General features: G+C 71.5%; 22 protein-coding genes. 16 read left to right on the plus strand and 6 right to left on the minus strand.

Going from position 1 to position 25640, the window contains the following annotated elements; translation table 11 throughout:
• Window positions 1-60: 60 nt before the first annotated feature.
• From NQU55_RS10555 to NQU55_RS10570, 4 genes are all read right to left on the minus strand, one after another.
• Window positions 61-714 carry a hypothetical protein gene (locus NQU55_RS10555; RefSeq protein WP_168095396.1) on the minus strand — a complete coding sequence of 218 codons (654 nt, stop codon included), beginning with the start codon at window positions 712-714 and terminating at the stop codon, window positions 61-63.
• 88 nt (window positions 715-802) lie between these two features.
• Entirely contained in the window at window positions 803-1384 is a 582-nt protein-coding gene (locus NQU55_RS10560; protein ID WP_168095397.1) for a Uma2 family endonuclease, read from the minus strand.
• A gap of 159 nt (window positions 1385-1543) precedes the next feature.
• Window positions 1544-1696 carry a carbonic anhydrase gene (locus tag NQU55_RS10565; RefSeq protein WP_240976833.1) on the minus strand — a complete coding sequence of 51 codons (153 nt, stop codon included), beginning with the start codon at window positions 1694-1696 and terminating at the stop codon, window positions 1544-1546.
• A 112-nt stretch (window positions 1697-1808) separates the two neighbouring features.
• Entirely contained in the window at window positions 1809-2279 is a 471-nt protein-coding gene (locus NQU55_RS10570) for a carbonic anhydrase (protein ID WP_240976834.1), read from the minus strand.
• 396 nt (window positions 2280-2675) lie between these two features.
• Between NQU55_RS10570 and NQU55_RS10575 the strand changes: the two genes are divergently transcribed.
• The 6 genes from NQU55_RS10575 to NQU55_RS10600 all read left to right on the plus strand — a co-directional run bounded on the left by NQU55_RS10575 (window position 2676) and on the right by NQU55_RS10600 (window position 9605).
• Window positions 2676-3428: a GntR family transcriptional regulator gene (locus tag NQU55_RS10575; protein WP_168093508.1), complete on the plus strand. Its 753-nt coding sequence runs from the start codon at window positions 2676-2678 to the stop codon at window positions 3426-3428.
• A 269-nt stretch (window positions 3429-3697) separates the two neighbouring features.
• Window positions 3698-5356, plus strand: coding sequence for an APC family permease (locus tag NQU55_RS10580; protein ID WP_168093506.1), 1659 nt, complete (start codon window positions 3698-3700; stop codon window positions 5354-5356).
• Between the two features lie 233 nt (window positions 5357-5589).
• A complete protein-coding gene (locus NQU55_RS10585; protein ID WP_058046052.1) occupies window positions 5590-5772 on the plus strand; it encodes a hypothetical protein in 183 nt (60 codons plus the stop codon).
• 33 nt (window positions 5773-5805) lie between these two features.
• Window positions 5806-6210, plus strand: a complete 405-nt coding sequence (locus NQU55_RS10590) for a (deoxy)nucleoside triphosphate pyrophosphohydrolase (RefSeq protein WP_168093505.1) — start codon at window positions 5806-5808, stop codon at window positions 6208-6210.
• Window positions 6211-6392: 182 nt separating this feature from the next.
• On the plus strand, window positions 6393-6815 hold the full coding sequence (locus NQU55_RS10595) for an ATP-binding protein (RefSeq protein WP_058046054.1): 423 nt from the start codon (window positions 6393-6395) through the stop codon (window positions 6813-6815).
• Window positions 6816-7004: 189 nt separating this feature from the next.
• Complete coding sequence (locus NQU55_RS10600) at window positions 7005-9605, plus strand: SpoIIE family protein phosphatase (RefSeq protein ID WP_168093507.1); 2601 nt, start codon at window positions 7005-7007, stop codon at window positions 9603-9605.
• Window positions 9606-9620: 15 nt separating this feature from the next.
• On the opposite strand, the gene NQU55_RS10605 is transcribed toward NQU55_RS10600, so the two are convergent.
• Window positions 9621-10148, minus strand: a complete 528-nt coding sequence (locus NQU55_RS10605) for an ATP-binding protein (RefSeq protein WP_168093504.1) — start codon at window positions 10146-10148, stop codon at window positions 9621-9623.
• Between the two features lie 250 nt (window positions 10149-10398).
• On the opposite strand from NQU55_RS10605, the gene NQU55_RS10610 reads away from it, so the two are divergent.
• The 3 genes from NQU55_RS10610 (at window position 10399) to NQU55_RS10620 (ending at window position 12621) form a co-directional block, all read left to right on the plus strand.
• Window positions 10399-11247 (plus strand): Scr1 family TA system antitoxin-like transcriptional regulator, encoded by an 849-nt coding sequence (locus NQU55_RS10610; RefSeq protein WP_168093503.1) that lies wholly within the window; start codon window positions 10399-10401, stop codon window positions 11245-11247.
• A 12-nt stretch (window positions 11248-11259) separates the two neighbouring features.
• Entirely contained in the window at window positions 11260-11451 is a 192-nt protein-coding gene (locus NQU55_RS10615) for a hypothetical protein (RefSeq protein WP_168093502.1), read from the plus strand.
• Between the two features lie 978 nt (window positions 11452-12429).
• Window positions 12430-12621, plus strand: coding sequence for a hypothetical protein (locus tag NQU55_RS10620; protein ID WP_168093501.1), 192 nt, complete (start codon window positions 12430-12432; stop codon window positions 12619-12621).
• Window positions 12622-12670: 49 nt separating this feature from the next.
• On the opposite strand, the gene NQU55_RS10625 is transcribed toward NQU55_RS10620, so the two are convergent.
• A complete protein-coding gene (locus NQU55_RS10625) occupies window positions 12671-14749 on the minus strand; it encodes an ABC transporter family substrate-binding protein (protein WP_206329450.1) in 2079 nt (692 codons plus the stop codon).
• 352 nt (window positions 14750-15101) lie between these two features.
• Here NQU55_RS10625 and NQU55_RS10630 point away from each other — a divergent pair, with 352 nt between their 5' ends.
• From NQU55_RS10630 to NQU55_RS10660, 7 genes are all read left to right on the plus strand, one after another.
• Window positions 15102-15386: an Rv0250c family protein gene (locus NQU55_RS10630; protein ID WP_168093499.1), complete on the plus strand. Its 285-nt coding sequence runs from the start codon at window positions 15102-15104 to the stop codon at window positions 15384-15386.
• 60 nt (window positions 15387-15446) lie between these two features.
• A complete protein-coding gene (sdhC, locus tag NQU55_RS10635) occupies window positions 15447-16289 on the plus strand; it encodes a succinate dehydrogenase subunit SdhC (RefSeq protein ID WP_168093498.1) in 843 nt (280 codons plus the stop codon).
• A gap of 60 nt (window positions 16290-16349) precedes the next feature.
• Window positions 16350-18290, plus strand: coding sequence for a fumarate reductase/succinate dehydrogenase flavoprotein subunit (locus NQU55_RS10640; protein ID WP_256790351.1), 1941 nt, complete (start codon window positions 16350-16352; stop codon window positions 18288-18290).
• On the plus strand, window positions 18287-19051 hold the full coding sequence (locus NQU55_RS10645) for a succinate dehydrogenase/fumarate reductase iron-sulfur subunit (RefSeq protein WP_168096829.1): 765 nt from the start codon (window positions 18287-18289) through the stop codon (window positions 19049-19051). Before NQU55_RS10640 ends, NQU55_RS10645 begins: the two co-directional genes overlap by 4 nt.
• Window positions 19052-19179: 128 nt before the next feature.
• Complete coding sequence (locus NQU55_RS10650; RefSeq protein WP_256790353.1) at window positions 19180-21123, plus strand: TPM domain-containing protein; 1944 nt, start codon at window positions 19180-19182, stop codon at window positions 21121-21123.
• Window positions 21124-21542: 419 nt separating this feature from the next.
• Window positions 21543-23447, plus strand: coding sequence for a translational GTPase TypA (gene typA, locus NQU55_RS10655; RefSeq protein WP_168095184.1), 1905 nt, complete (start codon window positions 21543-21545; stop codon window positions 23445-23447).
• Window positions 23448-23904: 457 nt separating this feature from the next.
• Entirely contained in the window at window positions 23905-25542 is a 1638-nt protein-coding gene (locus NQU55_RS10660) for a peptide ABC transporter substrate-binding protein (protein ID WP_168095183.1), read from the plus strand.
• Window positions 25543-25640 lie beyond the last annotated feature (98 nt).

Raw genomic sequence — 25640 nt, forward strand, 5'->3', positions numbered from 1 at the left:
TGATGTGCAGGCGCGCACGTCAGAAGGGGCCGGCTCCTCAAGGAGCCGGCCCCTTCCGCATCACCGTGCCGGACGAGTGCCGGATGAGAGGACAGCCGGGTTGAGGGCCCCGGCGATCGCGGGGGTGAGGGGGTGCCCGGCGAGGACGTGGCGGATGGCGTCGAGGGGGACGGGGCGCTCGTAGTAGTCCTCGAAGTGGGCCTGGACGGCCTCGGGGGAGCGGTCGGTGAGGAGCCGGAAGAGGAAGCCGGAGCCGTCCGGGTCCTTGCTGCCGGCGGGGAAGGCGATCGCCGAGCCGGTGCGCCAGACGGTGTCGCCGGTCTCCCGCCACAGGCAGGCGGTGACCCGAGGGACGTCGATGCCCTCGTCGCAGAAGGCGGGCTCGTCCAGGAGCGGGCGCAGCACCGGGGGCACTTCGTCGATGACACCGGGCCAGACCTGCTCGTCGTCCGTCCCGTACGGGCTCATCTCCGACTCGTGGTCGAAGCCGCGTATGAGCGCGCCGGCCGGGGTGAAGAGGACGGAGAAGTCGTCCCCCGAACCGTTCTCCATCAGGGCCGCCTCCTCACCGGGACCCCAGGCGGTGTCGAAGGTGTACTGGCAGAACCGCGGATCGTCGCCGATCGCCGCGTCCAGGACAGCCAGTGCACGCAGATGGGCACGGAGCCGGGCGGGGTCGGGGAGAAGGGCGGCGATCTCATGCACGGTGCTCATGGCGCCATGGAAGCAGCCACCACTGACAATCCGGCGGGCCCGGCCCGGCCCGGCCCGGCCCGGCACCGGTGCCGCAGCCTTTCTGCGTTCAGCTGCGTCTGGGCGGTGTGAGCCTGTCCAGGTCGAGGGTGATCTCGAAGGGCACCGGGCGCCGGAGCGAGCCCCGGAAGATGCCGGCGGGCGCGTAGGCGCGGGTCGGCTCGTCGAGCTCGTAGACGTGGACGACGGGGGCGCCGTCCTCGTCCTCGATGCACCAGTAGTGCGGGATGCCGGCCTCGGCGTACTTGCGGAGCTTCACTGTGCGATCGCGGTGGGCTGACTCGGGGGAGACGACCTCGATGACGAGTTGTACCTCGGCGGGGGCGAACCAGGTCCGGTCACCGTCGAAGTCGGCCGTCGTCACCAGGAGGTCCGGTTCGGGCCGGTTGCGCTGATCGAGCTTGATGGTCATCTCGCGGCCGACCCTGGTGTCCGCGGGGGCCTGCTCCATGAGGGCGACGGTGAGCATGGTGACGAGGTGGCCGTGCCACCACCTCTGCGGCGACATCATGAAGACGAGCGCTCCATCGATCAGCTCGGTGTGGCGCGGCGCCTCGGGGAGGCTGTCCAGATCCTCCGCGAACCAGCCTTCCAAGCGCGGTGGGCGCATCCAGTCGGGCAGTGCGGTCATGGCTTCACGGTAGCGGCCCGCGTCTCGGGCCGGCGGGGCCGATGACCCCCGGCCGGAGGAATTCCGGTGGTTCGCCGCTCATGGCCGGCCGGGCTTTTGGTAGCCGGCCATGCGCGATGCCGAAGGGCCCCCGTCCGATCGGCGAGCTCCCGCCCCGCGTCAGGAAGGCGCCCCCGCCAAAACCTCCACCCTGCCCGTGTCGAGGGAGTAGTAGGCGGCCACCACGGCGAGGGAGCGTTTGCGGACGAGGGGGGCCAGGTCGCGGTTGGAGCGGAGGTCGGACGCGGTCAGGCGGACCTGGGCGCGGGTCATGGTTTCGACCGGGTCGGCGCCGCCCTCGCGGCGCGCGCGTTCGTACGCCGGCCGCAGCGCGCGGGCGATCGCCTGCAGGTTGCCGGGCAGCGGCTTGTGGTCGCGGAAGGACTTAGGCCGCTTCGACGGCGCCGCAGCGCTGGTGCCCGAGGACGACGATCAGGGGGGTGCCGCTCGTCATGGGCCCGTACTCCACGGAGCCGGTGACGACCGGGCCGACCGCCTGCCCGCCGGTGCGCATCACGTACAGGTCGCCCAGGCCGGTGTCGAAGAGGAGCTCGGGCGGGACGCGGGAGTCGATGCACGACAGGACCGAGCCGAAGGGCTCCTGCGCCTGCGCGACGAACTCGCGCCGGTCCGGATCCCGGTCGGGGTGGTGGAGGTGCCCGCTCACCCAGCGCCTGTTGCCGTCCATCAGCCGCGCGAAGGCCGCCGCGGGGGTGACCGGCCGCACTTCCTGCGCCAGGCCGGCCGCCGCCCACGGGGTGGTGCTCCTCGCCGCGCATCCCGTGAGGGCGATCGCGCCGGCCGCGAGGCCGCCGGCGAGCAGGGCTCTGCGGTCCGGGTGTTCCGCTCCGTCCATCGGGTTGCTCCCCTCGGTGTGTCGCGGCGCATCCGTTGCGCCGCTGACCAGGGCGATTGTTGGGCGCCGCGGGGGAGCGGGGCGGCAGGCGCAAGCGTGTGCGGGGCGCTTTGCCCACCAACGGACCAGTGGGAGCCGCTCCGGGGCGCGACGAGCCGGGCCGGTCACCCTCTCCCGTGACGGAGCGTGTTTGCGGCGCGTGGGCTGGGTATGGATCGGCCGGTGCATATTTGCGGATGTGCCGGGGGTGGCCCTCACCGCTTGCGTGGGTGCTGCCGCCAACTAAGCGTCCCTGAGCTGCAATTCACTACATCTAGTGAATCAATGGCCTTGAGTTGCGGACAGCAACCGAGGGTTGCCAAGCTGTTGCGGACTGTCAACCTGTTGGGAGTGGCCGTGGCCTTCGGTGACCAGCCCGCGTACCTTCGAGTGGCCGGCGATCTGCGTCAGAAGATCGTCGCCGGTGAGTTGCCGCCGCATACCCGGCTGCCGTCCCAGGCGCGCATCCGCGAGCAGTACGGCGTCTCGGACACCGTGGCCCTGGAGGCCCGCAAGGTCCTGATGGCGGAGGGCCTGGTGGAGGGCCGCTCCGGTTCCGGTACGTACGTGCGCGAGCAGCCCGTCCCGCGCACCCTCGTCCGCACGGGGTACCGCCCGGCCGGCGAGTCGACGCCCTTCCGCCAGGAGCAGGCGGACAGCCGGGTCAAGGGCACCTGGGAGTCGCGCAGCGAGCAGGTCCCGGCCGACGCCGCCGTGGCCCGCCGCCTGCGCATCGCCACGGGCGACCGCACCATGCGCACCGACTACGTCTTCCGGGCGCAGGGCGAGCCCGTCATGCTCTCCACCTCCTGGGAGCCCCTGTCCGTCACCGGGCGGACGCCGGTGATGCTCCCCGAGGAGGGTCCGCTGGCGGGCCGTGGCGTCGTCGAGCGGATGGCCGCCATCGACCTCGTCGTGGACAACGTCGCCGAGGAGGTCGGCGCCCGGCCCGGGCTCGCGGAGGAGGTCCTGGCGCTCGGCGGCGTCCCCGGCCACTGCGTCGTGGTCGTCACGCGCACGTACTTCGCGGGGGGCTGCCCGGTGGAGACGGCCGAGATCGTCGCCCTGGCCGACCGCTACCGCGTCGCTTACCACCTTCCGGTGAAGTAGCGGTGACGTGAGGACGGCGCCGGGGTGAACTCACCGTACCGGCGCCGTCCTCGGCGTGTCCGGGCCCCTCCGAGCGCTCTTTACTCGCGGGTAAGTAGTGCACGGTCTGTCCCACTTTGACCCGACATAATCGGGTCATTTTTTCTGTTGCAAAACTCACATACGCCCAGGTCAGGGGCGTTTCGCGGAATCCGGTCCTCCAAAACGCTCGTACGATGGCGCGGTTTGTGTCCTGCGTGGGGGAGTAGAGAGAAAAGGAGATCCGGAGCTTGAGTACCGAACAGGGTTCCCACTCGAATTACCGCCGGACCCTGGGCACGACGGCCCTGACGGCCGTCGGTCTCGGGTCGATCATCGGCTCCGGCTGGCTTTTCGGCGCCGAACGTGCCGCCGTACTGGCCGGCCCGGCTGCCATCTTCGCCTGGGTCATCGGCGCCATCGTGGCGCTGACCATCGCCCTCACCTACACCGAGCTCGGCTCGATGTTCCCCAAGGCCGGCGGCATGGTGCGCTACGGCCAGTACTCGCACGGCTCGCTGGCCGGGTACATGGCCGCGTGGGCGAACTGGATCGCCATCGTCTCGGTGATCCCGGGTGAGGCGACCGCCTCGATCCAGTACATGAGCTCGTGGAAGTTCGACTGGGCGGGCAAGCTCTTCGACGGCAAGGAGCTCACGAGCACCGGCCTCGCCGCCGCCAGCGTCCTGGTCGTCTTCTACTTCTTCCTGAACTGGTTCGCGATCACCCTGTTCGCCAAGACGAACAACGCGATCACCGTGTTCAAGGTCGTCGTGCCGGCGCTGACCGCGGGCGCGCTGATCTTCGCGCACTTCGACACCAGCAACGTCGGCCCCGAGCACGGCGGCTTCGCCCCCAACGGCTGGAGCGCCGTCTTCAGCGCCGTCGCCGTCGCGGGCATCGTCTGGGCCTTCAACGGCTTCCAGTCGCCGCTGAACATGGCCGCCGAGGCCCGTAACCCCGGCAAGTCGCTGCCGAAGGCCGTCGTCGGCTCCATCCTGATCGCGCTGGTCATCTACATCGCGCTGCAGGTCGCCTTCCTGATGGCCGTCCCCGCCGCGGACCTCTCCGGCGGCTGGAACACGCTGGCCTACAAGTCGCCGCTGGCCGACCTCTCCATCACCTGGGGCCTGAACTGGCTCGCGCTGCTGCTGTACGCGGACGCCTTCATCTCCCCGTCCGGCACCGGCATGATCTACGCGGCCACCACCTCGCGCATGATCAACGGCGTCCAGGAGAACGGTCACCTGCCGAAGGTCTTCGGCAAGGTCGACCCCAAGACCGGCGTGCCGAAGCCGGCCCTGCTGCTCAACCTCGTGATCTCCTTCGTCTTCCTCGCCGTCTTCCGCGGCTGGGGCTCGATCGCCGAGATCGTCGGTGTCGCCACCGTCATCTCGTACATCACCGGCCCCGTCGCCGTGATGTCGCTGCGCCGCATCGCGCCCGGCATGAAGCGCCCGGTCAAGCTCAAGGCCATGCCGGTCATCGCCCCCATCGCGATGATCTTCGGCTCCCTGGTCATGTACTGGGCCCGCTGGCCGCTGACGGGCAAGGTCATCTTCATCATGGCCATCGGTCTGCCGATCTGGGCCTGGTACGAGCTGCGCAAGCCGTGGGCCGAGCTCAAGCCGCACCTGCAGGCCGGCGCCTGGATGGTCACGTACCTGCTGGTCATGGCCTTCGTCTCGTGGGCCGGCGGCACCGAGTTCGGCGGCAAGGGCTACCTGGCCCAGGGCTGGGACATCGTGGTCGTCGCCCTGATCGCGCTCGTCTTCTACTACTGGGGCGTCCGCAGCGCCTGGCGCAACCCGACCCTCGTCGCGACCGAGAAGGAGATGGCCGCCGCCGAGGCCGCCGAGGCCTCCGGCGACCCGGAGGAGCGCTCCGAGCCCTCCCTGGCGAAGTCGTAGTCGACCGGATCTCCAGTGCCGCGCAGGGGCGGCCGAGGGCCCGCAAGGGCCGTCGGCCGCCCCTTCTCGCATCCGCGCCCCGGGCCCCGGTGGCCGAATGCGTGCCTCATCGTAAAAAACCGTATCCGCTGCGTAAGGGTCGGGCGTACGCTCGGGCATATGCGTACTGCGGTTTCTCCGGGAATGGCCAAGGGGCGTGCGCGGGCGCTCACCGCGGCGGAAGGGCAGGGGCGATGACGGACAGCGGACCGGTCCTGCCGTGGCTGGTGATCCGCCAGGACGAGAACGGCAACCGCTACCGCGTGGGGCGGTACGCCACGCGGACCGAGGCCGAGAAGGTCGTCGGCCGCCTGGACGGCGACGGCGGCCGCCGCCGGCTCTACATAGTCGAACGGGTGGGACGGGCCGCGTCGTAACGGCCGCCCGCACGGCCCGTACGCTGGGGGCCCATGACGACCGTACGCGTAGTGGTGGGCGCAGCCCTGTTCGACGGAGGGCGCCTGCTCGCCGCCAGGCGGAGCGCTCCGCCCGAGCTCGCCGGCCGTTGGGAGCTGCCCGGCGGCAAGCTGGAGCCCGGTGAGAGCGCCGAGGAGGCGCTCGTCCGGGAGCTGCGCGAGGAGCTCGGCGTCGAGGCCGAGCCGCTGGAGCGCGTCGCGGGCGAGTGGCCGCTGCGCCCGCCGTACGTGCTGCACGTCTGGACGGCCAGGCTGCTCGCGGGCGAGGCCCGCCCCCTCCAGGACCACGACGAGCTGCGCTGGCTCGCCCCCGACGAGCTGGACGAGGTCGACTGGCTCGACCAGGACCGCCCCGCCGTGGCGCTCGCCGCGGGGCTGCTGCGGCGCACGGCGCCGTGAGCCGGCCCTTCCGTGCCCGCCCCCGAGCGCGCGGACGAGCCGCGCGCAGCCGGGCTACGCCATCTGCCGCACGCGCGGCGACCTCGGACCGCAGAAGAAGATAGTCGGCCCCTCATACCGGGTATGTGCTGATTATTCACCCCGAACCGGGTAAACCCGGCGGGGCCGCAGCGGTCTGGGAAGTGGTCGGCGTGAACGACAGCGCGGGGACCTTGGCCTCGACACCCGGCTTCGCCGAATGGAGCTTCCCTGCCGAGCCCGGCGCCGTCCGGAAGGCACGCACCCTCGTCCGCGACACCCTGCAGGACTGGGGCATGGAAGGCGTCACCGACGTGACGGTGCTGCTGGTCAGCGAGCTCGTCACCAACTCCCTGCGGTACGCGAGCGGACCGATCGGAGTACGGATGTACTCCCACGCGGGCCCCACCCTTCTGGTGGAGGTCTCCGACCCCCTCCCCGACCCGCCCCGCGAGCGCGTGGCCGACCCCGACGACGAGGGCGGACGCGGGCTGCAGCTCGTGGCATGCGCCTCCCGCCGCTGGGGAACGCGACGGGGGAACACGGGCAAGACCGTGTGGTTCGAACTGAGCCTGCCCGGCCACTGACCGGGGAAAGGACCTGTAGCGGGTTGAGACCGTGCTGTGATCGTGAAGTCCGTGTTCCGAAGGGCCCCTGTGCTGGATACTCGGCCTTCTGATGCCGGTGCGAGCACATGAGCCGGAGGGGACGGGCACGTGAGCGAAAAGCCAGCGGGTGCGGCGGGTGGTACGGCGCAGGGACCGCGCGCCACGGAGATGTGGCAGAACAACCCGCCCGGATCCCTCTACGACTACATCCGCGTCGCCTCCTTCTCCCTGGGGCCCGACGGGCGGATCGAGCAGTGGAGCGAGCGCGCGGCCGAGCTCTTCGGAATAGCGGCACGGCACGCCGTCGGCAAGGACCCGCTGGAGGTGCTGACCCCGGCCGACGGGCACGGCCGCCCGCACCCGTCCGCCCCCTTCCTCGGCGAGGGCGGCCTCGACGGGCGCGAGTGGACGGGCCTGATCCCGTATCAGCGCGGCGGCCGGCAGCCCGGAGCGGGCGGCGGGCCGGGGGCCCGTGACGGAGCGTCCGCAGGTGACGGTGTGTCCACCGCCGGCGGCCTCCCCGCCGACGGGCAGTCCGGCCTCGCCGAGATCTACGTGATGCCCACCCAGAACGAGCGCGGGGAGCGCGCCGCGCTCTGCGTCGCCGTCGACGTCCGGGCGCTGCGCGGAATAGAGACCGACATCGCGGCCTCCGAAGCCGTTTTCGGCCAATCTCCGCTGGGATTCTTCTTCTTCGGCACCGACCTCACCCTGCTGCGCGTCAACGAGAGCTTCGCGCAGGCCTTCGGCCGGCCCGCCGACTGGCACCGCGGCCGCACCCCGCACGACTTCCTGCCCCGCGGCGAGGCCGAGCGGCTCACCGCCGCCCTGCGCCAAGTCCTCGACACCGGAAAGCCGGTGTCGGACATCCAGCTCGTCGGACCCGTGCCCGGGCACAGCGAGCGCCGCCGCTGGTCGGTCTCGCTCTACCGGCTGCACAGCGGCAGCGGGCGGCCCATCGGCGTCGCCGCGCTCGCCACCGACGTCACCCGGCGCCGCCGCGCCGAGCGCGAAGCCGCCGGCGTCCGCCGCAACCTGGCCCTGCTCAACGAGGCCGGGGCCCGCATCGGCAACTCCCTGGACCTGGAGACCACCGCCCGCGAACTGCTGGACGTCGCCGTCCCCCAGTTCTGCGACCTCGCCTCCGTCGACCTCTACCAGGGCCTGCTCGCCGGCGACGAGGCCCCGCCCGGGCTCGCCGACGGCAGCGCCGAGCTGCGCCGCGTCGCCTACGCCAGCGCCGTCTCCGGCGCGCCCCTGGCCGGCGGCGAGAAGCCCGTCCAGGTCGGCGAGGTGCACCGCTACCCCTTCCACTCCCCGTGCGCCGCCGCGCTGCGCACCGCGCAGGTGCAGTTCATCCCGCGCCGGGAGGGCGAGGACGGCCCCGAGCTCGGCGCCGTCGTGCAGTCCACGCTCGCCGTGCCGATGGTCGCCCGCGACACCGTGGTGGGGCTCGCCCAGTTCTCCCGCACCAAGGGCAGCGAACCCTTCGGCGAACGCGACACCGCCCTCGCCGTCGAACTGGCCGCCCGCGCCGCCGTCTGCATCGACAACGCCCGCCTCTACCGGCGCGAACACGAGCGCGCCGTCATCCTCCAGCGCAGCCTCCTGCCCCCCGGCGACCCCGAGGCCGCCGGCCTGGAGATCGCCTGCCGCTACCTGCCCGCCAACGCGGCCACCGAGGTCGGCGGCGACTGGTTCGACGTCATCGAACTGCCCGGGCACCGCACGGCCCTCGTCGTCGGCGACGTCATGGGCCGCGGCCTGCGCGCCGCCGTCGCCATGGGCGAGCTGCGCACCGCCGTCCGCACCCTGGCCATGCTCGACCTCGAACCCGCCGAGGTGCTCTCCGCCCTCGACGAGATCGCCCACGGGCTCGGCCGCCCCGGCGGCAAGCAGTCCTCCACCCGCGGCGTACGGGGCGGGGTGCGCGCCGCCGACCTCTCCGAGGTCTACCTCGCCACCTGCGTCTACGCCGTCTACGACCCCGTCACCCGGCGCTGCACCATCGCCAACGCCGGCCACCTGCCGCCCGTCCTGGTCCAGGCCGGGCGCTCCGCCGAACTGCTCGACGTCCCGCCCGGCATGCCGCTCGGCGTCGGCGGCGAACTCTTCGAGGAAACCGTCGTCGACCTGCCCGACGGCGCGCTTCTCGCCCTCTACACCGACGGCCTCGTCGAATCCCGCGAGCACGCCCTGGACGAGGGCCTGGAGGCCTTCCAGGAAGCCCTCACCGGCCCCGCCCGCCCCCTCGAAGAGGTCTGCGAGCACGTCCTCGGCGCGCTCGACACCCACCACGGCGAGGACGACATCGCCCTCCTCATGGCCCGCCTGCGCGGACTGCCGGCCGAGCACGTGGGCGACTGGACGCTCCCCGCCGAACCCCGCTCGGTCGCCCGCGCCCGCGAACTCGCCCGCGAACAGCTCCCCCTGTGGGGCCTGGAAAGCCTGCTCGACACGACCGAGCTGCTGGTGAGCGAGCTCGTCACCAACGCCCTCCGCTACGGCGAGGGCGAGATCCGGCTCCGGCTCCTCCTCGACCGGACCCTGGTGTGCGAGGTCTGGGACGGCGGCCTCGTCCAGCCCCGCCGCCGGCGCGCCCGCGACACCGACGAGGGCGGCCGCGGCCTGCAACTCGTCGGCCTCCTGAGCGCGGCCTGGGGCAGCCGCCGCACCCCCCACGGCAAGACGGTCTGGTTCGAGCTCGCCCTGCCGGACGGGGAGTTCCCGGCACCGGATGCGGTGGAGGCGTTGATGAGCCTGTACTGAGGCGCGGCCCGGGGTTCAGGCCCCGCCGTCGAGCGGAAGGCTGGCCCAGATCCGGGTGCCTTCGGTGGTGGACCCCGGCTTGCTGATGCCCCAGGTCCCCCGGCACTCGTGCACGACGGCGGCGAGCAGGAGCAGGGTGCGCTTGCGGCAGGCGGTGCAGTGGGCGGCCTGGCGGGGGTCGGAGTGGGCGTGGTGGGCGTCCCAGTTGACGATGCGCAGCGCGCCCTCCTGCCAGCGCAGGGAGTGGTAGAGGTCCTGCCCGGGCGCGAAGCGTGTAGCGCAGGCGACGAGTTCTCCGGCCACGGAGAGGGCGGGCTCTTCCATGGCTGTGAGCCCGTGGGTACGCAGGACACTGCGGACGGTCGCCCGGACGACGGTGGCGGACCGGGGGTCCCCGGGAACGGTGAAGCTGTACGCGAGGGCGGAGGGGTCGGCGGAGCGGGGGACGTAGGCGGGGCGGTGGGTTGAGGCGAGGGTGGAGGGGGTGCGGGGGGTTGGGGTGATGAGGGGGCAGAGGAGGCTGTCGGGACCGGTGGAGGGCATGCGGGGGCTCCAGGGCTGGGTGTGGGGGTGTGATCCTGCGGTGCGGCGCTGAGCCGGTGGCCTGTCTCGGGGCAGGAGGACGTACGTCGCCCGTACGATGCGCTTCCGGCTGCGCCGTGCTGTCGCGGTGCGGCACTGAAGCTAGCCGTGTGATGACACACGTGCCACGCGTCCTGTGACTATTTCCCCGATCGAGTGAAGTGCGGCCAGCGCTGATGAATAGGCCACCCGGAAGCGATAGGAAGGGCGCATGCCACCCAGGACAACGCCCACCGAACGCCAGAAGCGGCTCGGTGCCGAGCTGCGCAAGATGCGCTTAGCCGCAGGGATTACGACAGATCACGCCGCCGGTCTGCTCGGCATCGACCGCACGAAGATCTCCAATATCGAGCTCGGTGTGCGCGTCATCACGCCAGACCGGCTCCGCACCCTGGCCTGCCACTACGCATGTGCCGACGGGGACTACATCGAGGCTCTTGCGTCCATGGCCGAGAAGCGCGAGCGTGGCTGGTGGGAGCAGTTCCGGGGCACCCTACCCGTAGGGCTCCTGGACATCGCGGAGTTGGAGTGGCATACAACTCGACTACACACCGTGCAGGTGATGCATCTACCAGGCCTCCTCCAGACGGAGGAGTATGCCCGTGCAATCTTCGACGGAGTGCTTCCGGCCCTGCCGCGGCTGGAAGTTGAGCTCCGCGTGGCGCATCGGATGCAACGCCAACTGATCCTTGACGGGGACAGGATGGAGTACACGGGATTCATCCATGAGGCGGCACTGCGCATGCGGTTCGGCGGTCGCGAGGTGACGCGGGAGCAGCTCGAACGCCTTCTGCTCATGTCCGAGCGCGAGAACATCGTGTTGCGGGTAGTACCTGTGGAAGCCGGAGTGTTCCCCGGTGCGGGGAACACAATGGCGTACGCCGAAGGGCGGGTACCCCAACTCGACACTGTGCTACTCGATGTGGTGGGTGGGCCGGTCTTCCTGTCCGCGGAAGCGCAGATTGCCCGTTACCGTGCCCAACTGGACTGGATGGAACGATCTGCCCTCGACGTAGAGCAATCGCGTTCCTTCATCCACACAATCGCGTCCGATCTCTGAAAGAAGGCAGCCATGTCGCACATCCACTGGGAAGACCCCTTCTGCGGCGACGGAAATAACTGCTTCCGAATAGGCACCGACACCGTGGGCAACGCCTACATCGCCGTCAGCGGAGCCGAGGACCGCTACGTCACCGACACCCGCGACGCGCTGCGCGCACTGATCCGCGACATCAAGGCGGGAAAGGCCGATCACCTGCTCTGACGGGCTCGGCCACCGGGCTGGGATCCGTGGGTCGGGTGCGGGTCAGAACAGGCTGGCAGCGGGGGGAGGGGTGGGGGGCTCGGGTCCGGCTCGTTGGCTGTGCGGTGGGTGGGGTGTTGGCCGCCGTACTCCTGCCGTCACGGATGCACGAGCGTGAGGAGACCGGTCTGTCCGGTTGTGGCTGAGGGGGAGCTGGCTGCTGCCGCGATGTGGCTGGGCCCGTCGTGGGCGCTTCGCTCGGTTTCCCGCCGTTGTGGTTGCTCGTCCGGCTGCGGGATGCATGTGGGTGCGGAGTTCACCCGGCGTGGGGTGTAGGGCGGCGGATAAGCGGGCCCGGGACGGCGGCCGGGCACCTCAGCGGCCCCACGAGGTGCTCCTGTCACAGACGGGCCCACTCGGGGACGGCCAGCCGCCCACGGCGGCGGACAACCGGGCCGAGTCGCAGACTGCGGGCCACCTCCAGCCCCACCGGGCCTCTCCTGTCACAGACACCACCCCCAGGGGCAGTCGGCCACCCTCCGCGGCGGATAAGCGGGCCCGCTCGCAGGCCGCAAGCCACCCGCAGTCTCACCACGCGTCCTCCGTCACAGCAGCCCCCACTCAGGGACACTCGCCCGCTCTGCCACGACGGTGGCGAGCTGAGCGAAGCGCCCACGACGGCAGGAACCACATCGCGGCAGCAGCCAGCTCCCCCTCAGCCACAACCGGAGGGACCGGTCTCCTCACGCTCGTGCATCCGTGACGGCGCGAGTACGGCGGCCCACCTCCCACCGGCCGCACAGCCAACTCACCGAACCCAAGCCCCCCACCTCTCCCCCCGCTGCCAGCCTGTTCTGACCCGCGCCCGACCCACGGATCCCAGCCCCACCGCTACGGTCACCCTGACCGGCGCCAGGAAAAGGGGGAGCCGGCTCCCGCTGCCAGCCTGTTCTGACCCGCGCCTCGACAGCGCGGCACTCGCTCAAAAGGGAGGCACCCATGCCGCACGTCAACTGGGAAGACCCGTTCTGCGGTACTGGTAACAACTGCTTCCGCATCGGCACCGACCCCGACGGCAACGCCTACATCGCCGTCAACGGCGCCGAAGACCACCCCATCACCGACACCCACGACGCCCTGCGCGCACTCATCCGCGACATCAAGGCCGGCAAGGCCGATCACCTGCTCTGACGGGCAGGCTCCCGGCGGGCGGCCGACCCGGCGCCCGCCCGCCCGTCCCTCACCTCCGGAACCCGATGTCCTGGTACCGCGGCGTCCCCAGTCCGAACGCGCCCGCGTTGACGACCGTCTTGCGGGTGCCCACCAGCTGGGGGCGCTGGTAGAGGGGGATCGAGCCCGCCAGGGCCCAGATGCGGGCGTCCGCGCGGGCGGCGAGGTCGCGGGAGGCTTCCGCGTCGAGTTCGGTGGAGGCCTGGTCGAAGAGCTGGTCGATGCGGTCGGTGCCGACCCGGGTGTAGTTCTGCTCCACCACCAGGGAGCCGTCCGCGGCGGGCTGCGGCTTGGCGTAGAGCGGGCGGGCGTCGGTCGCGGGGAAGGCGGTGGCGGGCCAGGAGTAGAGGGCGAGGTCGTAGCTGCCGGCGGCGATGTGGTCCTTGAAGAAGCCGACGTCCCCGACCTTGGTCATTTCGGTGGCGATGCCGACCGCGTCGAGCCGCCGGGCGATGTGGTCGGCGACGGACCGCAGGGACTCGGTCCCGGCGCTCACCGGCACGACGAAGCGGAGGGTGAGCTTTTTGCCGTTCTTCATGCGGACCGGGGCGGCGGCCGCCTTGCCTCCGCCGTCGCGGGCGGCGCGCTTGTCGTCGGGCCAGGTGCCCTCGTCGTTGCCGCTCTCGTCGCCGTCCTCGGGGTCGGCCGTGTCCGCGGAGTCGTCGAGGGTGCCCTCCGGATCGTCCTCGTCGGTGGGGTCGGGCCCGGCCTGCGGGCCGGGGCGCAGTTCGACGGTCCTGCCGGGCGTACGGGAGCGGTCGTCGGCTCCGTCGGCTCCGGCCGCCGTCCTGCGGCCGTCGGCGCGGCCCTGCTCCCAGCCGGCGTCCGCGAGCAGGGCCTGGGCGGCCTTGGGGTCGGGGCCGCCGATGGCGTCGCTGTTGTCCTCGTAGCCCTCCTGGCCGGCGAGGAAGAGGTGGCTGCCGAGCGGCTCGGCGGGCAGGCCCAGCGGTCCCAGGACGGATTTGGCGAGGGCCCGGCGGTCGATGGCGCGGGCGACGGCCCGGCGGACGCGCTCGTCGGCGAGGGGGCCGCTCGCGCCGTTGAGGGCGAGCTGGGTGTACCCGGGCTCCAGGGACTTGCGGACGACGATGCCGCGCAGGGCGGGGGAGCGCGGGGCCGCGGCGGCGGGCGGCTTGTCGCCCTTGTCCTGCTTCGCGGGCTTGTTCGCGTCGGTGATGCGGCGGGCGTCGGCGGCGCTGACGTCGGCGAGGTCGAGCTTGCCGGCCGCCAGCGCCTCGGCCCGTTCGGCGCGCGGCACGGTCCGCAGTACGAGCCGGTCCAGCTTGGCGGCGTCGCCCCACCACTTGGGGTTGCGGGCGAGGGTGAGGGTGCCCTGCGCGTCGTCGCGCCCGGCGACCCGGAAGGGCCCGGAGGCGAGTGCGAGTTCCTTGCGGGCGCCGTCGTTGAAGCCGTCCGGGCTGTTCATGACGGCCTTCGGGTAGAGCGGGGTGAACAGGGCGGGCCAGTCGGCGCAGCTGCGGGCGAAGGTGACCTTCACCTCCTGCGCGTCGGCGCCCTGCTCGACCCGGTCGATGCGGTCGTAGCCGGCGTTGCGGGCCGTCCAGTAGGCGCTGTCCTTGCCGCGCAGGGCCTTCCACTGGGCCTCGAAGTCGGCGGCGGTGAGGGCCTTGCCGTCGCTCCAGACGGCCTTCGGGTTGAGCTTGTAGACGACGACCTGGTGGGGCTCGCGCTGGACGACCTCGGCCGAGCGGAGGTAGTCGGCGTTGCGCTGGGGGCGGCCGCGCCCGTCGGTGGTGAACAGGGCGGGCAGGACGGCCGCGGCGACCCGCTGGGTGGTGGCGTCGGCGTCCGTCTGGAAGGTGTTGAGGGTGCTGGGCAGGGTGTCGACCGCCCAGGTGAGGGTGCCGCCGTCGGCGACCTTGGCCCGTGGCGCGGTGGCAATGTCCTGCGGGGTGACGACCCCGTCGCCGTCCTGGTCGAGGCCGCAGCCGGTGAGCAGGATCCCGGCGGTGAGCAGGGCGGCACCGCGCCGCGTACGGGAGCGGAGCGCCCGGGGGGACCGCACGGACCGCAGGGATCGCCCGGGCCGGGGAGGTCCCGCACGCCGCAGAGATCGGTTAAAGGCCATGGGTCGTGCCACCTCCGCCGGACTCGGTCGCCGGGCTCCTTCGGCGTAATGCGCCGTTGATCGCATCTACTGCTCACCACTGAATGCGACAGTCGGTCCGGCTGCGCGCCGACACGGCGCCGCCCGGGTGTACGCCACCCGCGTGGACGAACGATTCCGCAGCCCCCGCCCACGGGTGGACGCACCATGAACGAACGTTTCTGCAGCGTCCCGGCGCGCGCCGCACCCGTTCCGGCGAAGGCGCGATCGCTATCTTCCCCCGGAGGGGTGTGACGCGCGACACTCTCAGTCGCATCACCGTCGCCACCCGCAACCGCCGACAGCGGAAGTACAGCGGAAGTGAGGGCCAGACATGTCCCTGCAAGACGAAGTGACCGCGGTCCAGCGCTGCCTGGACGATCTCGGCCGGGCGCTCGCACGGCTGGAGAAGCACCTGGGCAGCCAGGACCTCGAACTGCGCCGGGTGCGTACGGACGCCGCCCACCTGCGCGAGAGCGTCACCCTCCTGCGCGACGTCCACCCCGCGGAGCGGCCGCGCCCCGAGCCGGTGCCGGTCCCCGACGCCCCGTACGACGCGTCCTTGTGGAAGGACGCGGACGAGGAGGGGCTCGGCGCCCGGGACCGGCACGCGCCCTGACGGGGCCGGGCAGCGCGGCAGCAACCGACCCACCCCCTTCCGCTCCTCCCGGAGTCCCTCTTGGCCACTGGTACCGACCCCCGATCCGCGACCTCCGCCGGGGTTCCCGCCCAAGGCGGGGTCCACCACCCCTCGCGCGCCACGATCCCCGCCCGCCACCTGCGCGCCGACCGCTGGTGGCTGCAGCCGGCCGCCACCGCCGCCGGGCTGTTCGCCTTCGTCGTCTACTCGACCTGGCGGGCCTTCGCGGGCGACGACTACTACGCGGCGCCCTACGTCTCCCCGTTCTACTCGCCCTGCATCGCGGAGAACTGCGTCCCGATGAAGGACGGCGCGGACTGGGAGGTCTTCGGCTCCTGGTGGAGCCTGTCGCCGGCCCTGCTGATCCTGATCTTCCCGCTCGGCTTCCGGCTGACCTGCTACTACTACCGCAAGGCGTACTACCGCGGGTTCTGGGCCTCGCCCCCGGCCTGCGCCGTTGCCGAGCCGCACCGCAAGTACACCGGCGAGACGCGCTTCCCGCTGGTCCTGCAGAACATCCACCGCTACTTCTTCTACTTCGCGGTGATCGTCGCGGGCATCCTCACCTACGACGCGGCGCTGGGCTTCCGCAATCCGCGCGGCGAGTGGGGCCACATGGGCCTCGGCACCCTCGTCCTCCTCGCCAACATCGCTCTGATCTGGGCGTACACCCTCTCCTGCCACTCGTGCCGGCACATCGTCGGCGGCCGGATCCGTACCTTCTCCAAGCACCCCGTGCGCTACCGCATGTGGGGCTGGGTCAGTGCGCTCAACGCCCGCCACATGCAGCTCGCCTGGGCCTCGCTGGTCAGCGTGGCGGTCGCCGACTTCTACGTCTACCTGGTGGCCAGTGGCGTCTTCGACGACCCGCGCTTCTTCTAGGCGATCCGGGCCTCAACGGCACACGTTCACGTTCACAGCACAAGGGAGAGGTGCTTTCTGATGTCGCGTACGGCCCGACAAGCCTGGGACGTGGTCGTGGTCGGTGCCGGGGGCGCCGGGCTGCGCGCCGCCATCGAGGCCCGCGAGCGGGGCATGCGCTGTGCCGTGATCTGCAAGTCGCTCTTCGGCAAGGCCCACACCGTGATGGCGGAGGGCGGCATCGCCGCCAGCATGGGCAACGTCAACGAGGGCGACAACTGGCAGGTCCACTTCCGCGACACCCTGCGTGGCGGCAAATTCCTCAACCACTGGCGGATGGCCGAGCTGCACGCCCGCGAGGCCCCGGACCGGGTCTGGGAGCTGGAGACCTGGGGCGCCGTCTTCGACCGCACCCGGGACGGGAGGATCTCGCAACGGAACTTCGGCGGCCACGAGTACCCGCGGCTGGCGCACGTCGGCGACCGCACGGGCCTGGAGCTGATCCGCACCCTCCAGCAGAAGATCGTCTCGCTGCAGCAGGAGGACCACCGCGAGACCGGCGACTACGAGTCCCGGCTGAAGGTCTTCCAGGAGTGCACGGTCACCCGCCTGCTGAAGGACGGCGACCGCATCGCGGGCGTCTTCGGCTACGACCGCGAGTCCGGCCGGTTCTTCGCCATGGAGTCCCCGGCCGTCGTGCTGGCGACCGGCGGGATCGGCAAGTCCTTCAAGGTGACCTCCAACTCCTGGGAGTACACCGGCGACGGGCACGCGCTCGCGCTGCTCGCCGGGGCGTCCCTGATCAACATGGAGTTCGTGCAGTTCCACCCGACCGGCATGGTCTGGCCGCCGTCCGTCAAGGGCATCCTGGTCACCGAGTCCGTCCGCGGCGACGGCGGGGTGCTGCGCAACAGCGACGGCAAGCGGTTCATGTTCGACTACGTCCCGGACGTCTTCAAGGAGAAGTACGCCGAGTCCGAGGCCGAGGGCGACCGCTGGTACCAGGACCCCGACAACAACCGCCGCCCGCCCGAGCTGCTCCCGCGCGACGAGGTGGCGCGCGCCATCAACTCCGAGGTCAAGGCGGGCCGCGGCTCCCCGCACGGCGGGGTGTTCCTCGACGTCTCCACCCGGCTGCCCGCCGAGGACATCAAGCGCAAACTGCCCTCCATGCACCACCAGTTCAAGGAGCTGGCGGACGTCGACATCACGGCCGAGCCGATGGAGGTCGGCCCCACCTGCCACTACGTGATGGGCGGGGTGGACGTCGACCCCGACACGGCGGCGGCGGTGGGCGTGCCCGGCCTGTTCGCCGCGGGCGAGGTCGCCGGCGGGATGCACGGCTCCAACCGGCTGGGCGGCAACTCCCTCTCCGACCTGCTGGTCTTCGGCCGGCGGGCGGGGCTGTACGCGGCCGAGCACGCCGCCTCCTTCCCCGGCGCCGGCCGGCCCGTGGTCTCCGACGCCGACATCGAGGCGGCGGAGGCGGAGGCCCTGCGCCCGTTCAGCGCGGAGGGCGAGGACCCGGCCGCCTCCCCGGGGCCGGCCGAGAACCCGTACGCCCTGCACCAGGAGCTCCAGCAGGCCATGAACGACCTGGTCGGCATCATCCGCAAGGGCCCGGAGATGGAGGAGGCGCTGCGCCGGCTGACCGAGCTGCGGGCCCGCTCCCGGCGGGCCGGCGTGGAGGGCCACCGCCAGTTCAACCCCGGCTGGCACCTCGCGCTCGACCTGCGGAACATGCTGCTGGTCAGCGAGTGCGTGGCCCGGGCGGCGCTGGAGCGCACCGAGAGCCGCGGCGGCCACACCCGTGACGACCACCCGGCGATGGACCGGCGCTGGCGCCGGCTGAACCTCGTGTGCCGGCTGAACGGGGACAGCACGGAGCCGGGCGCGGATCCGCTGCTGGGCCGGGTGCGCCTGGAGCGGCGCGCCATGCCGCCCATCCGTGACGACCTGCTCGCGCTCTTCGACAAGGAGGAGCTGGTGAAGTACCTGACGGACGAGGAGCTGACCTCTTGAGTTACGAGGCCCACTTCAAGGTGTGGCGGGGCGACGCGGACGGCGGTTCCCTCGTCGACTACACCGTGACCGTCAACGAGGGCGAGGTCGTCCTCGACATCATCCACCGGCTCCAGGCCACCGAGGCCGCCGATCTCGCCGTGCGCTGGAACTGCAAGGCGGGCAAGTGCGGCTCGTGCAGCGCGGAGATCAACGGGCGGCCGCGGCTGATGTGCATGACGCGGATGTCGCTGCTCGACCCGGACGAGCCCGTGGTGATCACCCCGATGCGGGCGTTCCCCGTGGTGCGGGACCTGGTGACGGACGTGTCCTTCAACTACGCCAAGGCGCGCGAGGTCCCCTCCTTCGTCCCGCCGGCCGGGCTCGGGCCCGGGGAGTACCGGATGCAGCAGGAGGACGTGGAGCGCTCCCAGGAGTTCCGCAAGTGCATCGAGTGCTTCCTGTGCCAGAACACCTGCCACGTGGTGCGTGATCACGAGGAGAACAAGCCGGTCTTCGCCGGCCCCCGCTTCCTGATGCGCGTCGCCGAGCTGGACATGCACCCGCTGGACGGGGCCGCCGACGCGGGCCTGGACCGCAAGCGCTCCGCGCAGGAGGAGCACGGGCTCGGCTACTGCAACATCACCAAGTGCTGCACGGAGGTCTGCCCCGAGCACATCAAGATCACCGACAATGCGCTGATCCCGCTGAAGGAGCGCGCCGTCGACCGGAAGTACGACCCCCTGGTCTGGCTCGGGAGCAAGATCCGCCGCCGGGTGTGACCCCCGCTCGCCCGGCGCGGCCCGCCCGCCGGGCGCGAGCCGGGCGCACGCGGGAGCGTGGGCACGCTCCGTATCCAGCCCCTTGCTCCCAGTAGCGGAACGGGCATTGCCGCCATACGCTCCCAAGTGTGACGCGGCTTTCGAGGCGGTACGGGAAGGGGGCGCCGGGGCGGGCCGTCGCCGGCGCCCTCCTCGCGCTGTGCGCCCTGCTGCTGCTCCCGGCCCCCGCCGCCCGCGCCGACACGCCCCTGGACCTGGACGCCGGCGGCCGCATCACCGACACCGTCGGCGCGCTCGGCCGCCGCCGCGCCCAGGTGACCACCGCGATCGAACGGCTGCGCACCACCCATCGCGTCCAGCTCTACGTCACCTACGTCCGCGACTTCTCCGGCCGCTCGGCGCGCGCCTGGGCGGACGCCACCGCCGACCGCAACGGCCTCGGCGAGCACGAGGTCCTGCTCGCCGTCGCCACCCACGGCCAGCAGTACGCCGTCTCCGCCGACAAGCGCTCCGGCTTCCGCGCCGACCAGCTCAAGGCCGTCGCCGACACCGCCATCGCGCCCGCCGTCGCCCAGCACGACTGGGCCGGGGCGGCCATCGGCGCCGCCGACGGCTACCGGGCCGTCCTCCAGGGCGATCCGGTGCGCCCGCCCGCCATCTCCCCCGGCAGCAGGGACCCCGGCGGCGAAGGCCTCGTCCCCGGGCACCGCAGGGTCTGGCTCCCCGTCGCCATGGGCGCCGGGCTGTGCCTCCTGGGGCTGTACCTGTGCGCCCGGCGCGCCTCCCGAAGACGCCGCGCGGAGGAGCAGCCGTACGCCCCCGCGGCCACCACCCCGCCCGGCCTCGCCCGCCTCGTCCAGCCGCTGACGCCGCTGCCCGAGCTCGACGCGGAGGCCGTCCGCGCCCTCGTCGAGACCGACGACGCGGTCCGTACCAGCGCCGAGGAACTCCTCTTCGCCGCCGCCCAGTTGGGCGAGGAGGCCGCCCGGCCGTTCGCCGAGGCCGTGGCCTACGCCAGGGAGGAGCTCGCCGACGCCTTCCGGCTGCGGCAGGCCCTCGACGACGCGCCCTACGAGGACGAGGAGATCCGCCGCCGGACCCTGGACGAGATCTGCTCGCACTGCACCAGCGCGAACCGGCGCCTGGACGCCGAGTCCGAGTCCTTCGACCGGCTGCGCGGCCTCAGGGCCAACGCGGCCGGCATCCTGGCCCGCGCCGAGGCCGACGCCCGGTCCCTCGTCCCCCGCGTCGCCACCGCCGAAGCCGCCCTCGCCGCCCTCGCCGGGCACTGCACCCCGGCCGCCCTCGCCGCCGTGGCCCGCCACCCCGGAGAGGCCCGCGACCGGCTGTCCTTCGCCACGGCCGCCCTCACCGAGGCCCGGCGCGCCCTCGCCGCCGACGACACCGACGGCGCCGCGATCTCCCTGCGCGCCGGCGAGGCCGCCCTGTCCCAGGCGCGCGTCCTGACCCTCGCCGCCCTGCGCCGCGCCCACGAGCTGACCGTCGCCACCGGGCGGCTCCCCGCCGCCCTCGCCGAGGCCGAGGCGCGCGCCCCGCGCGGCAGTCCCCAGGCCCGCTCCCTCGCCTGCGCCCGCCGCGAAGTCGAAAGCGGGCGGTACGACCCGCGGGCCGTGCTGCGGCACGTGGAGGAGACCGCGGCCGCCCTGGACGCCGGGCACGAGGACCGGGCGCGGGCCCGGGCCGAGCGGGCCCTGCGCCGGGTGCGGGGAGAGGTGGCCTCCGCCCGCGACTTCGTCACCACCCACCGGGGCGCGATCGGCTGCCGGGCCCGCACCCGCCTCGCCGAGGCCGAACGCCACCTGGCCCTCGCCCGCACCTCCGCCGACCTGCGCACCGTCCGCTCGGAGACGGGCCACGCGGACTCCCTCGCCCGCCAGGCCCGCGCCCTGGCCGAACACGACGTGGGCACCTACGGCACCCGCTACGACCCCGGCACCCCGCCCCCCGCCCGGGCCCTGGGCGGCGCCCTCCTGGGCGGCATCGTGCTGGCGGGTCTCCTCCCGGCGACCTTCGGCGGCGGGGCGACGCGCGGCCGCCTGGCCGCCGGCTGAGCATGTCCGGGTATCTGCGCCCGGTCGTTCCGCCGGGCCCTCGCCGCCGGGGGTTCCCGCCGTGGCGGCGGTCTTCCTTCCGGCGAGCGCCGGTGCCCTTCTCCGCCGCAACGGCGATCGGCTTCCGCGGTGGAATCCGGCGGTGCCGAGCCTGCCGAGGGCTGTCCGGCACCGCCGGATTCCCCGCCGGGGGGTTGCGCGCCGCCGCGGCGGGACCTCCTTGCCCGGGCCGGTTGCAGCCCCCTGCGCTGTGAATAAGGGGGCGAAACCCCAGGTCAGAGGGTCCGCCGGAAGCCTGGGGCGGCCGAAGTCGGCGCGGGCCCGTACCATGGAAGTGGCCGCGGCGTGATCTGCCCGGCGGGCGCGCGTGCCGGACCGTACGCGCCGCCATCCACGATTCCGGGAGAAGCGCCGCAAGTATGCCCACCCGCCACGACATCCGTAACGTCGCCATCGTCGCCCACGTCGACCACGGCAAGACGACCATCGTCGACGCCATGCTCAAGCAGGCCGGCGCCTTCGCCGCGCACCAGCTCGACTCCGTCGACGACCGAGTCATGGACTCGAACGACCTGGAGCGTGAGAAGGGCATCACGATCCTCGCCAAGAACACGGCGGTGAAGTACCACCCCAAGGACGGCGGCGAGCCGATCACCATCAACATCATCGACACCCCCGGCCACGCCGACTTCGGTGGCGAGGTCGAGCGCGGTCTGTCGATGGTGGACGCGGTCGTGCTGCTGGTGGACGCCTCCGAGGGCCCGCTGCCGCAGACCCGCTTCGTGCTCCGCAAGGCGCTCCAGCAGCGGAAGCCGGTCATCCTCTGCATCAACAAGACGGACCGCCCGGACTCCCGCATCGACGAGGTCGTCAACGAGACCTACGACCTCTTCCTCGACCTGGACGCGGACGAGGACCAGATCGAGTTCCCGATCGTCTACGCCTGCGGCCGTGACGGCATCGCGTCGCTGACCAAGCCGGAGGACGGCACCGTCCCCGCGGACAGCACCAACCTGGAGCCGTTCTTCTCCACGATCCTGGAGCACGTCCCGGCCCCGGCCTACGAGGAGGACGCGCCGCTCCAGGCCCACGTCACCAACCTCGACGCCGACAACTTCCTCGGCCGCATCGCGCTGCTCCGCGTCGAGCAGGGCGAGCTGCGCAAGGGCCAGTCGGTCGCGTGGATCAAGCGCGACGGCTCGATCTCCAACGTCCGCATCACCGAGCTGATGATGACCGAGGCGCTCACCCGCAAGCCCGCCGAGGTCGCCGGCCCCGGTGACATCTGCGCGGTCGCCGGTATCCCCGACATCATGATCGGCGAGACCCTGGCCGACCCGGAGAACCCGGTCGCGCTGCCCCTGATCACGGTCGACGAGCCCGCGATCTCCATGACCATCGGCACCAACACCTCGCCGCTGGTCGGCCGCGGCGGCACGGGCAAGGGCGCGGACGCCAAGTCCGCCGTCAAGGACCGCAAGGTCACCGCCCGCCAGGTCAAGGACCGTCTGGACCGCGAGCTGGTCGGTAACGTCTCGCTGCGCGTCCTGGACACCGAGCGCCCCGACGCCTGGGAGGTGCAGGGCCGCGGTGAGCTGGCGCTGGCCATCCTGGTCGAGCAGATGCGCCGCGAGGGCTTCGAGATGACCATCGGCAAGCCCCAGGTCGTCACCAAGGAGGTCGACGGCAAGGTCCACGAGCCCGTCGAGCGCCTCACGGTCGACGTGCCCGAGGAGCACATGGGCGCCGTCACCCAGCTCATGGGCACCCGCAAGGGCCGCATGGACAACATGTCGAACCACGGCTCCGGCTGGGTCCGCATGGAGTTCGTCGTCCCGTCCCGCGGTCTGATCGGCTTCCGCACGGAGTTCCTGACGAACACCCGCGGCACCGGCATCGCCCACTCGATCCACGAGGGCCACGAGCCGTGGTTCGGCGAGCTGAAGACCCGCAACAACGGCTCCCTGGTCGCCGACCGCGCCGGCGCCGTCACCGCCTTCGCGATGACGAACCTCCAGGAGCGCGGCGTGCTCTTCACCGACCCGGGCACCGAGGTGTACGAGGGCATGATCGTCGGCGAGAACTCGCGCGCCGACGACATGGACGTCAACATCACCAAGGAGAAGAAGCTCACGAACATGCGCTCCTCCTCCGCCGACTCCTTCGAGGCGATCGTCCCGCCGCGCAAGCTGTCGCTGGAGCAGTCCCTGGAGTTCTGCCGCGACGACGAGTGCGTCGAGGTCACCCCGGAGGCGGTCCGCATCCGCAAGGTCGTCCTGGACCAGAAGGAGCGCGGCCGCACGGCTTCCCGCGCCAAGCGCTGAATTTCCTGACGCTCCGACAGGAGCGTGGGTACCGAGAGGCCCGGTCCCGCCGCAGTCCACTGCGGCGGGACCGGGCCTCCGGCGTATCCGAGTGACTCGGAATCAGACAGTCCGTATTTATGCACGGCCGTAAAGGTTGTCCGAATACCGGCCGGTCGACGCCGGAAGTTGTGTTAACAGTCCGTTTCGCGGGTGTCTGTCTGTGCTGGCTTTGTCCGGTTTTCGAACCTCTGGGGGTGCTCGATGTGACCAAAGCGAGACCCTTTAAGTGTGGTTTACAAGGCGGACGTACTTAATAGTTGGGTTCATTGAGCTCGGGTCAATGGGTCACGCGCTGTGGGGAGCGCCGACTCACGAGCACACTCGAGGTGCCGGTTCCGTCTCCGCTGTCAGGGGTGTCAGCGTGGGGCCGGCGCCTCTCTCGTAGTGAAAAGTGGACTCTTGAGGAGGCATACCCATGCGCGGTGCCAAGAGCGCCAAGTGGGTCGTCGGCGCGATAGTCGTGGCGATGGCGGCGACTGCTTGTGGTGGCAGTGACAGCAAGGACAGCGGCGGAAAGGGAGCGGTCTTCCGTCTCGGTATCACCGAGCCGAAGTCGATCGACCCGGTCAACGCCCAGGAGTCCGAGGGCACGCTGGTGGCCCGTCAGCTGTTCGTGGGTCTCTACGACGTGAACGTCGACGGCACCCTCAACGCGAAGCTGGCGGAGTCCGCGAAGCCGAACGACGCCGGTGACGAGTGGACCTTCCAGATCAAGAAGGACACCAAGTTCTCCAACGGCGAGCCCGTGAACGCCGAGGCGTTCATCCGCGGCTGGACCCGTGTCACCGCCAAGGCGTCCGCCTCCGACGTGGCCTACCACATGAACGGCATCGCCGGCTACAAGGAGCTCAACGGCGGTTCGAGCGACAAGTTCTCCGGCCTGAGCGCCGAGGGTGACTACACCCTCAAGGTCAAGCTCTCCGCACCGGACTTCGAGTTCGACAAGAAGACCGCCCACCCGGCCTTCAGCCCGGTCCCGAAGGTCGCCGGCGCCGGTGACAACAAGTCGTTCAACGACGCCCCCATCGGCAACGGCCCCTTCAAGATGTCGGGTTCGTGGGAGCACAACAAGAAGATCACCCTCGTCCGCAACGACGACTACGGTCTGACCAAGGCCAAGCTGGACAAGGTCGAGCTGTCGATCCTCAACCCGGCCAACGGCGTGACCCTGGAGTACAAGGGCTTCGAGTCGGGCCAGTTCGACTGGGCCCGTATGCCGGTGCCTCAGATGCCGGGCGCCAAGGCCAAGTTCGACCCCCAGGGCGAGTGGCTCAAGGCCGACGTCAGCGGCGTCAACTACATCTCCCCGTTCAACGAGTCGGGTCCGATGAAGTCGGCCGACGCGCGTAAGGCCATCTCCTACGCGATCGACCGCGCGGAGATCGCCAAGGGCGTCTTCCAGGGTCTCCAGGAGCCGGCCACCGCCCTGCTGCCCCCGTCCTTCAAGGACGTCTACAAGGCCGACGTGTGCACCTCCTGCGTCAAGCAGGACAAGGACAAGGCCAAGGAGTACGCGGAGAAGGCCGGTCTCAAGCCGGGCGACACCCTGGACTTCGGCTACAACACCGGTGCCGGGCACGAGGAGTGGGTGCAGGCCGTCGCCAAGCAGGTCGAGGACGTGCTCGGCCTGAAGGTCAAGCTCAACGGCCTGCCCTTCAAGGAGGCCCTGGCGCGCCAGCAGGACAAGGGCACCATCGGCATCTGGCGTCAGGCGTGGACCGCCGACTACCCGACCGCCGACAACTTCTTCTCGCCCCTGCTGTCCACCAGCGGCATCAACCCGGACGCCAACGGCAAGGCGCTGGGCGACAACCGCGGCCGCTACAGCAACCCGAAGTTCGACGAGCTGCTGGTGAAGGCCCGTCAGACCAAGGACGCGGCCGAGCGCGCCAAGATCTACAACGAGGCCGAGAAGCTGGCCATCGACGAGGACCAGGGCGTCATCCCGACCTGGAAGCGCACCCAGTACCGCCTCGTGAACAGCAAGAAGTTCACCAACATCAAGATGGACTTCTTCGAGGACCCGAACCTCGCCGAGATCGGCGTCAAGTAACCATCACCCTCCAGCCAGTCCCGTGAAGACCGTGGAGCCCCGAGCAGCGACTTGAGGCTCCACGGCCTTCGCCTCCGCATGTCCCGGCCCGAGGGCCG

The sequence above is a fragment of the Streptomyces telluris genome (genome assembly GCF_024519335.1).
Classification (GTDB): domain Bacteria; phylum Actinomycetota; class Actinomycetes; order Streptomycetales; family Streptomycetaceae; genus Streptomyces; species Streptomyces telluris.

Bases quoted from the DNA above. Each gene is read 5' to 3' on its own strand.
- NQU55_RS10585 (WP_058046052.1), top strand. From the start codon at position 5,590: ATGACGGACAGCGGACCGGTCCTGCCGTGGCTGGTGATCCGCCAGGAC.
- NQU55_RS10620 (WP_168093501.1), top strand. From the start codon at position 12,430: ATGCCGCACGTCAACTGGGAAGACCCGTTCTGCGGTACTGGTAACAAC.
- NQU55_RS10570 (WP_240976834.1), bottom strand. From the start codon at position 2,279: ATGGACGGAGCGGAACACCCGGACCGCAGAGCCCTGCTCGCCGGCGGC.
- NQU55_RS10555 (WP_168095396.1), bottom strand. From the start codon at position 714: ATGAGCACCGTGCATGAGATCGCCGCCCTTCTCCCCGACCCCGCCCGG.
- NQU55_RS10565 (WP_240976833.1), bottom strand. From the start codon at position 1,696: ATGACCCGCGCCCAGGTCCGCCTGACCGCGTCCGACCTCCGCTCCAAC.
- NQU55_RS10610 (WP_168093503.1), top strand. From the start codon at position 10,399: ATGCCACCCAGGACAACGCCCACCGAACGCCAGAAGCGGCTCGGTGCC.
- NQU55_RS10560 (WP_168095397.1), bottom strand. From the start codon at position 1,384: ATGACCGCACTGCCCGACTGGATGCGCCCACCGCGCTTGGAAGGCTGG.
- NQU55_RS10605 (WP_168093504.1), bottom strand. From the start codon at position 10,148: ATGCCCTCCACCGGTCCCGACAGCCTCCTCTGCCCCCTCATCACCCCA.
- NQU55_RS10590 (WP_168093505.1), top strand. From the start codon at position 5,806: ATGACGACCGTACGCGTAGTGGTGGGCGCAGCCCTGTTCGACGGAGGG.
- NQU55_RS10660 (WP_168095183.1), top strand. From the start codon at position 23,905: ATGCGCGGTGCCAAGAGCGCCAAGTGGGTCGTCGGCGCGATAGTCGTG.
- NQU55_RS10640 (WP_256790351.1), top strand. From the start codon at position 16,350: ATGTCGCGTACGGCCCGACAAGCCTGGGACGTGGTCGTGGTCGGTGCC.
- NQU55_RS10600 (WP_168093507.1), top strand. From the start codon at position 7,005: ATGTGGCAGAACAACCCGCCCGGATCCCTCTACGACTACATCCGCGTC.
- typA (WP_168095184.1), top strand. From the start codon at position 21,543: ATGCCCACCCGCCACGACATCCGTAACGTCGCCATCGTCGCCCACGTC.
- NQU55_RS10625 (WP_206329450.1), bottom strand. From the start codon at position 14,749: ATGGCCTTTAACCGATCTCTGCGGCGTGCGGGACCTCCCCGGCCCGGG.
- NQU55_RS10630 (WP_168093499.1), top strand. From the start codon at position 15,102: ATGTCCCTGCAAGACGAAGTGACCGCGGTCCAGCGCTGCCTGGACGAT.
- NQU55_RS10615 (WP_168093502.1), top strand. From the start codon at position 11,260: ATGTCGCACATCCACTGGGAAGACCCCTTCTGCGGCGACGGAAATAAC.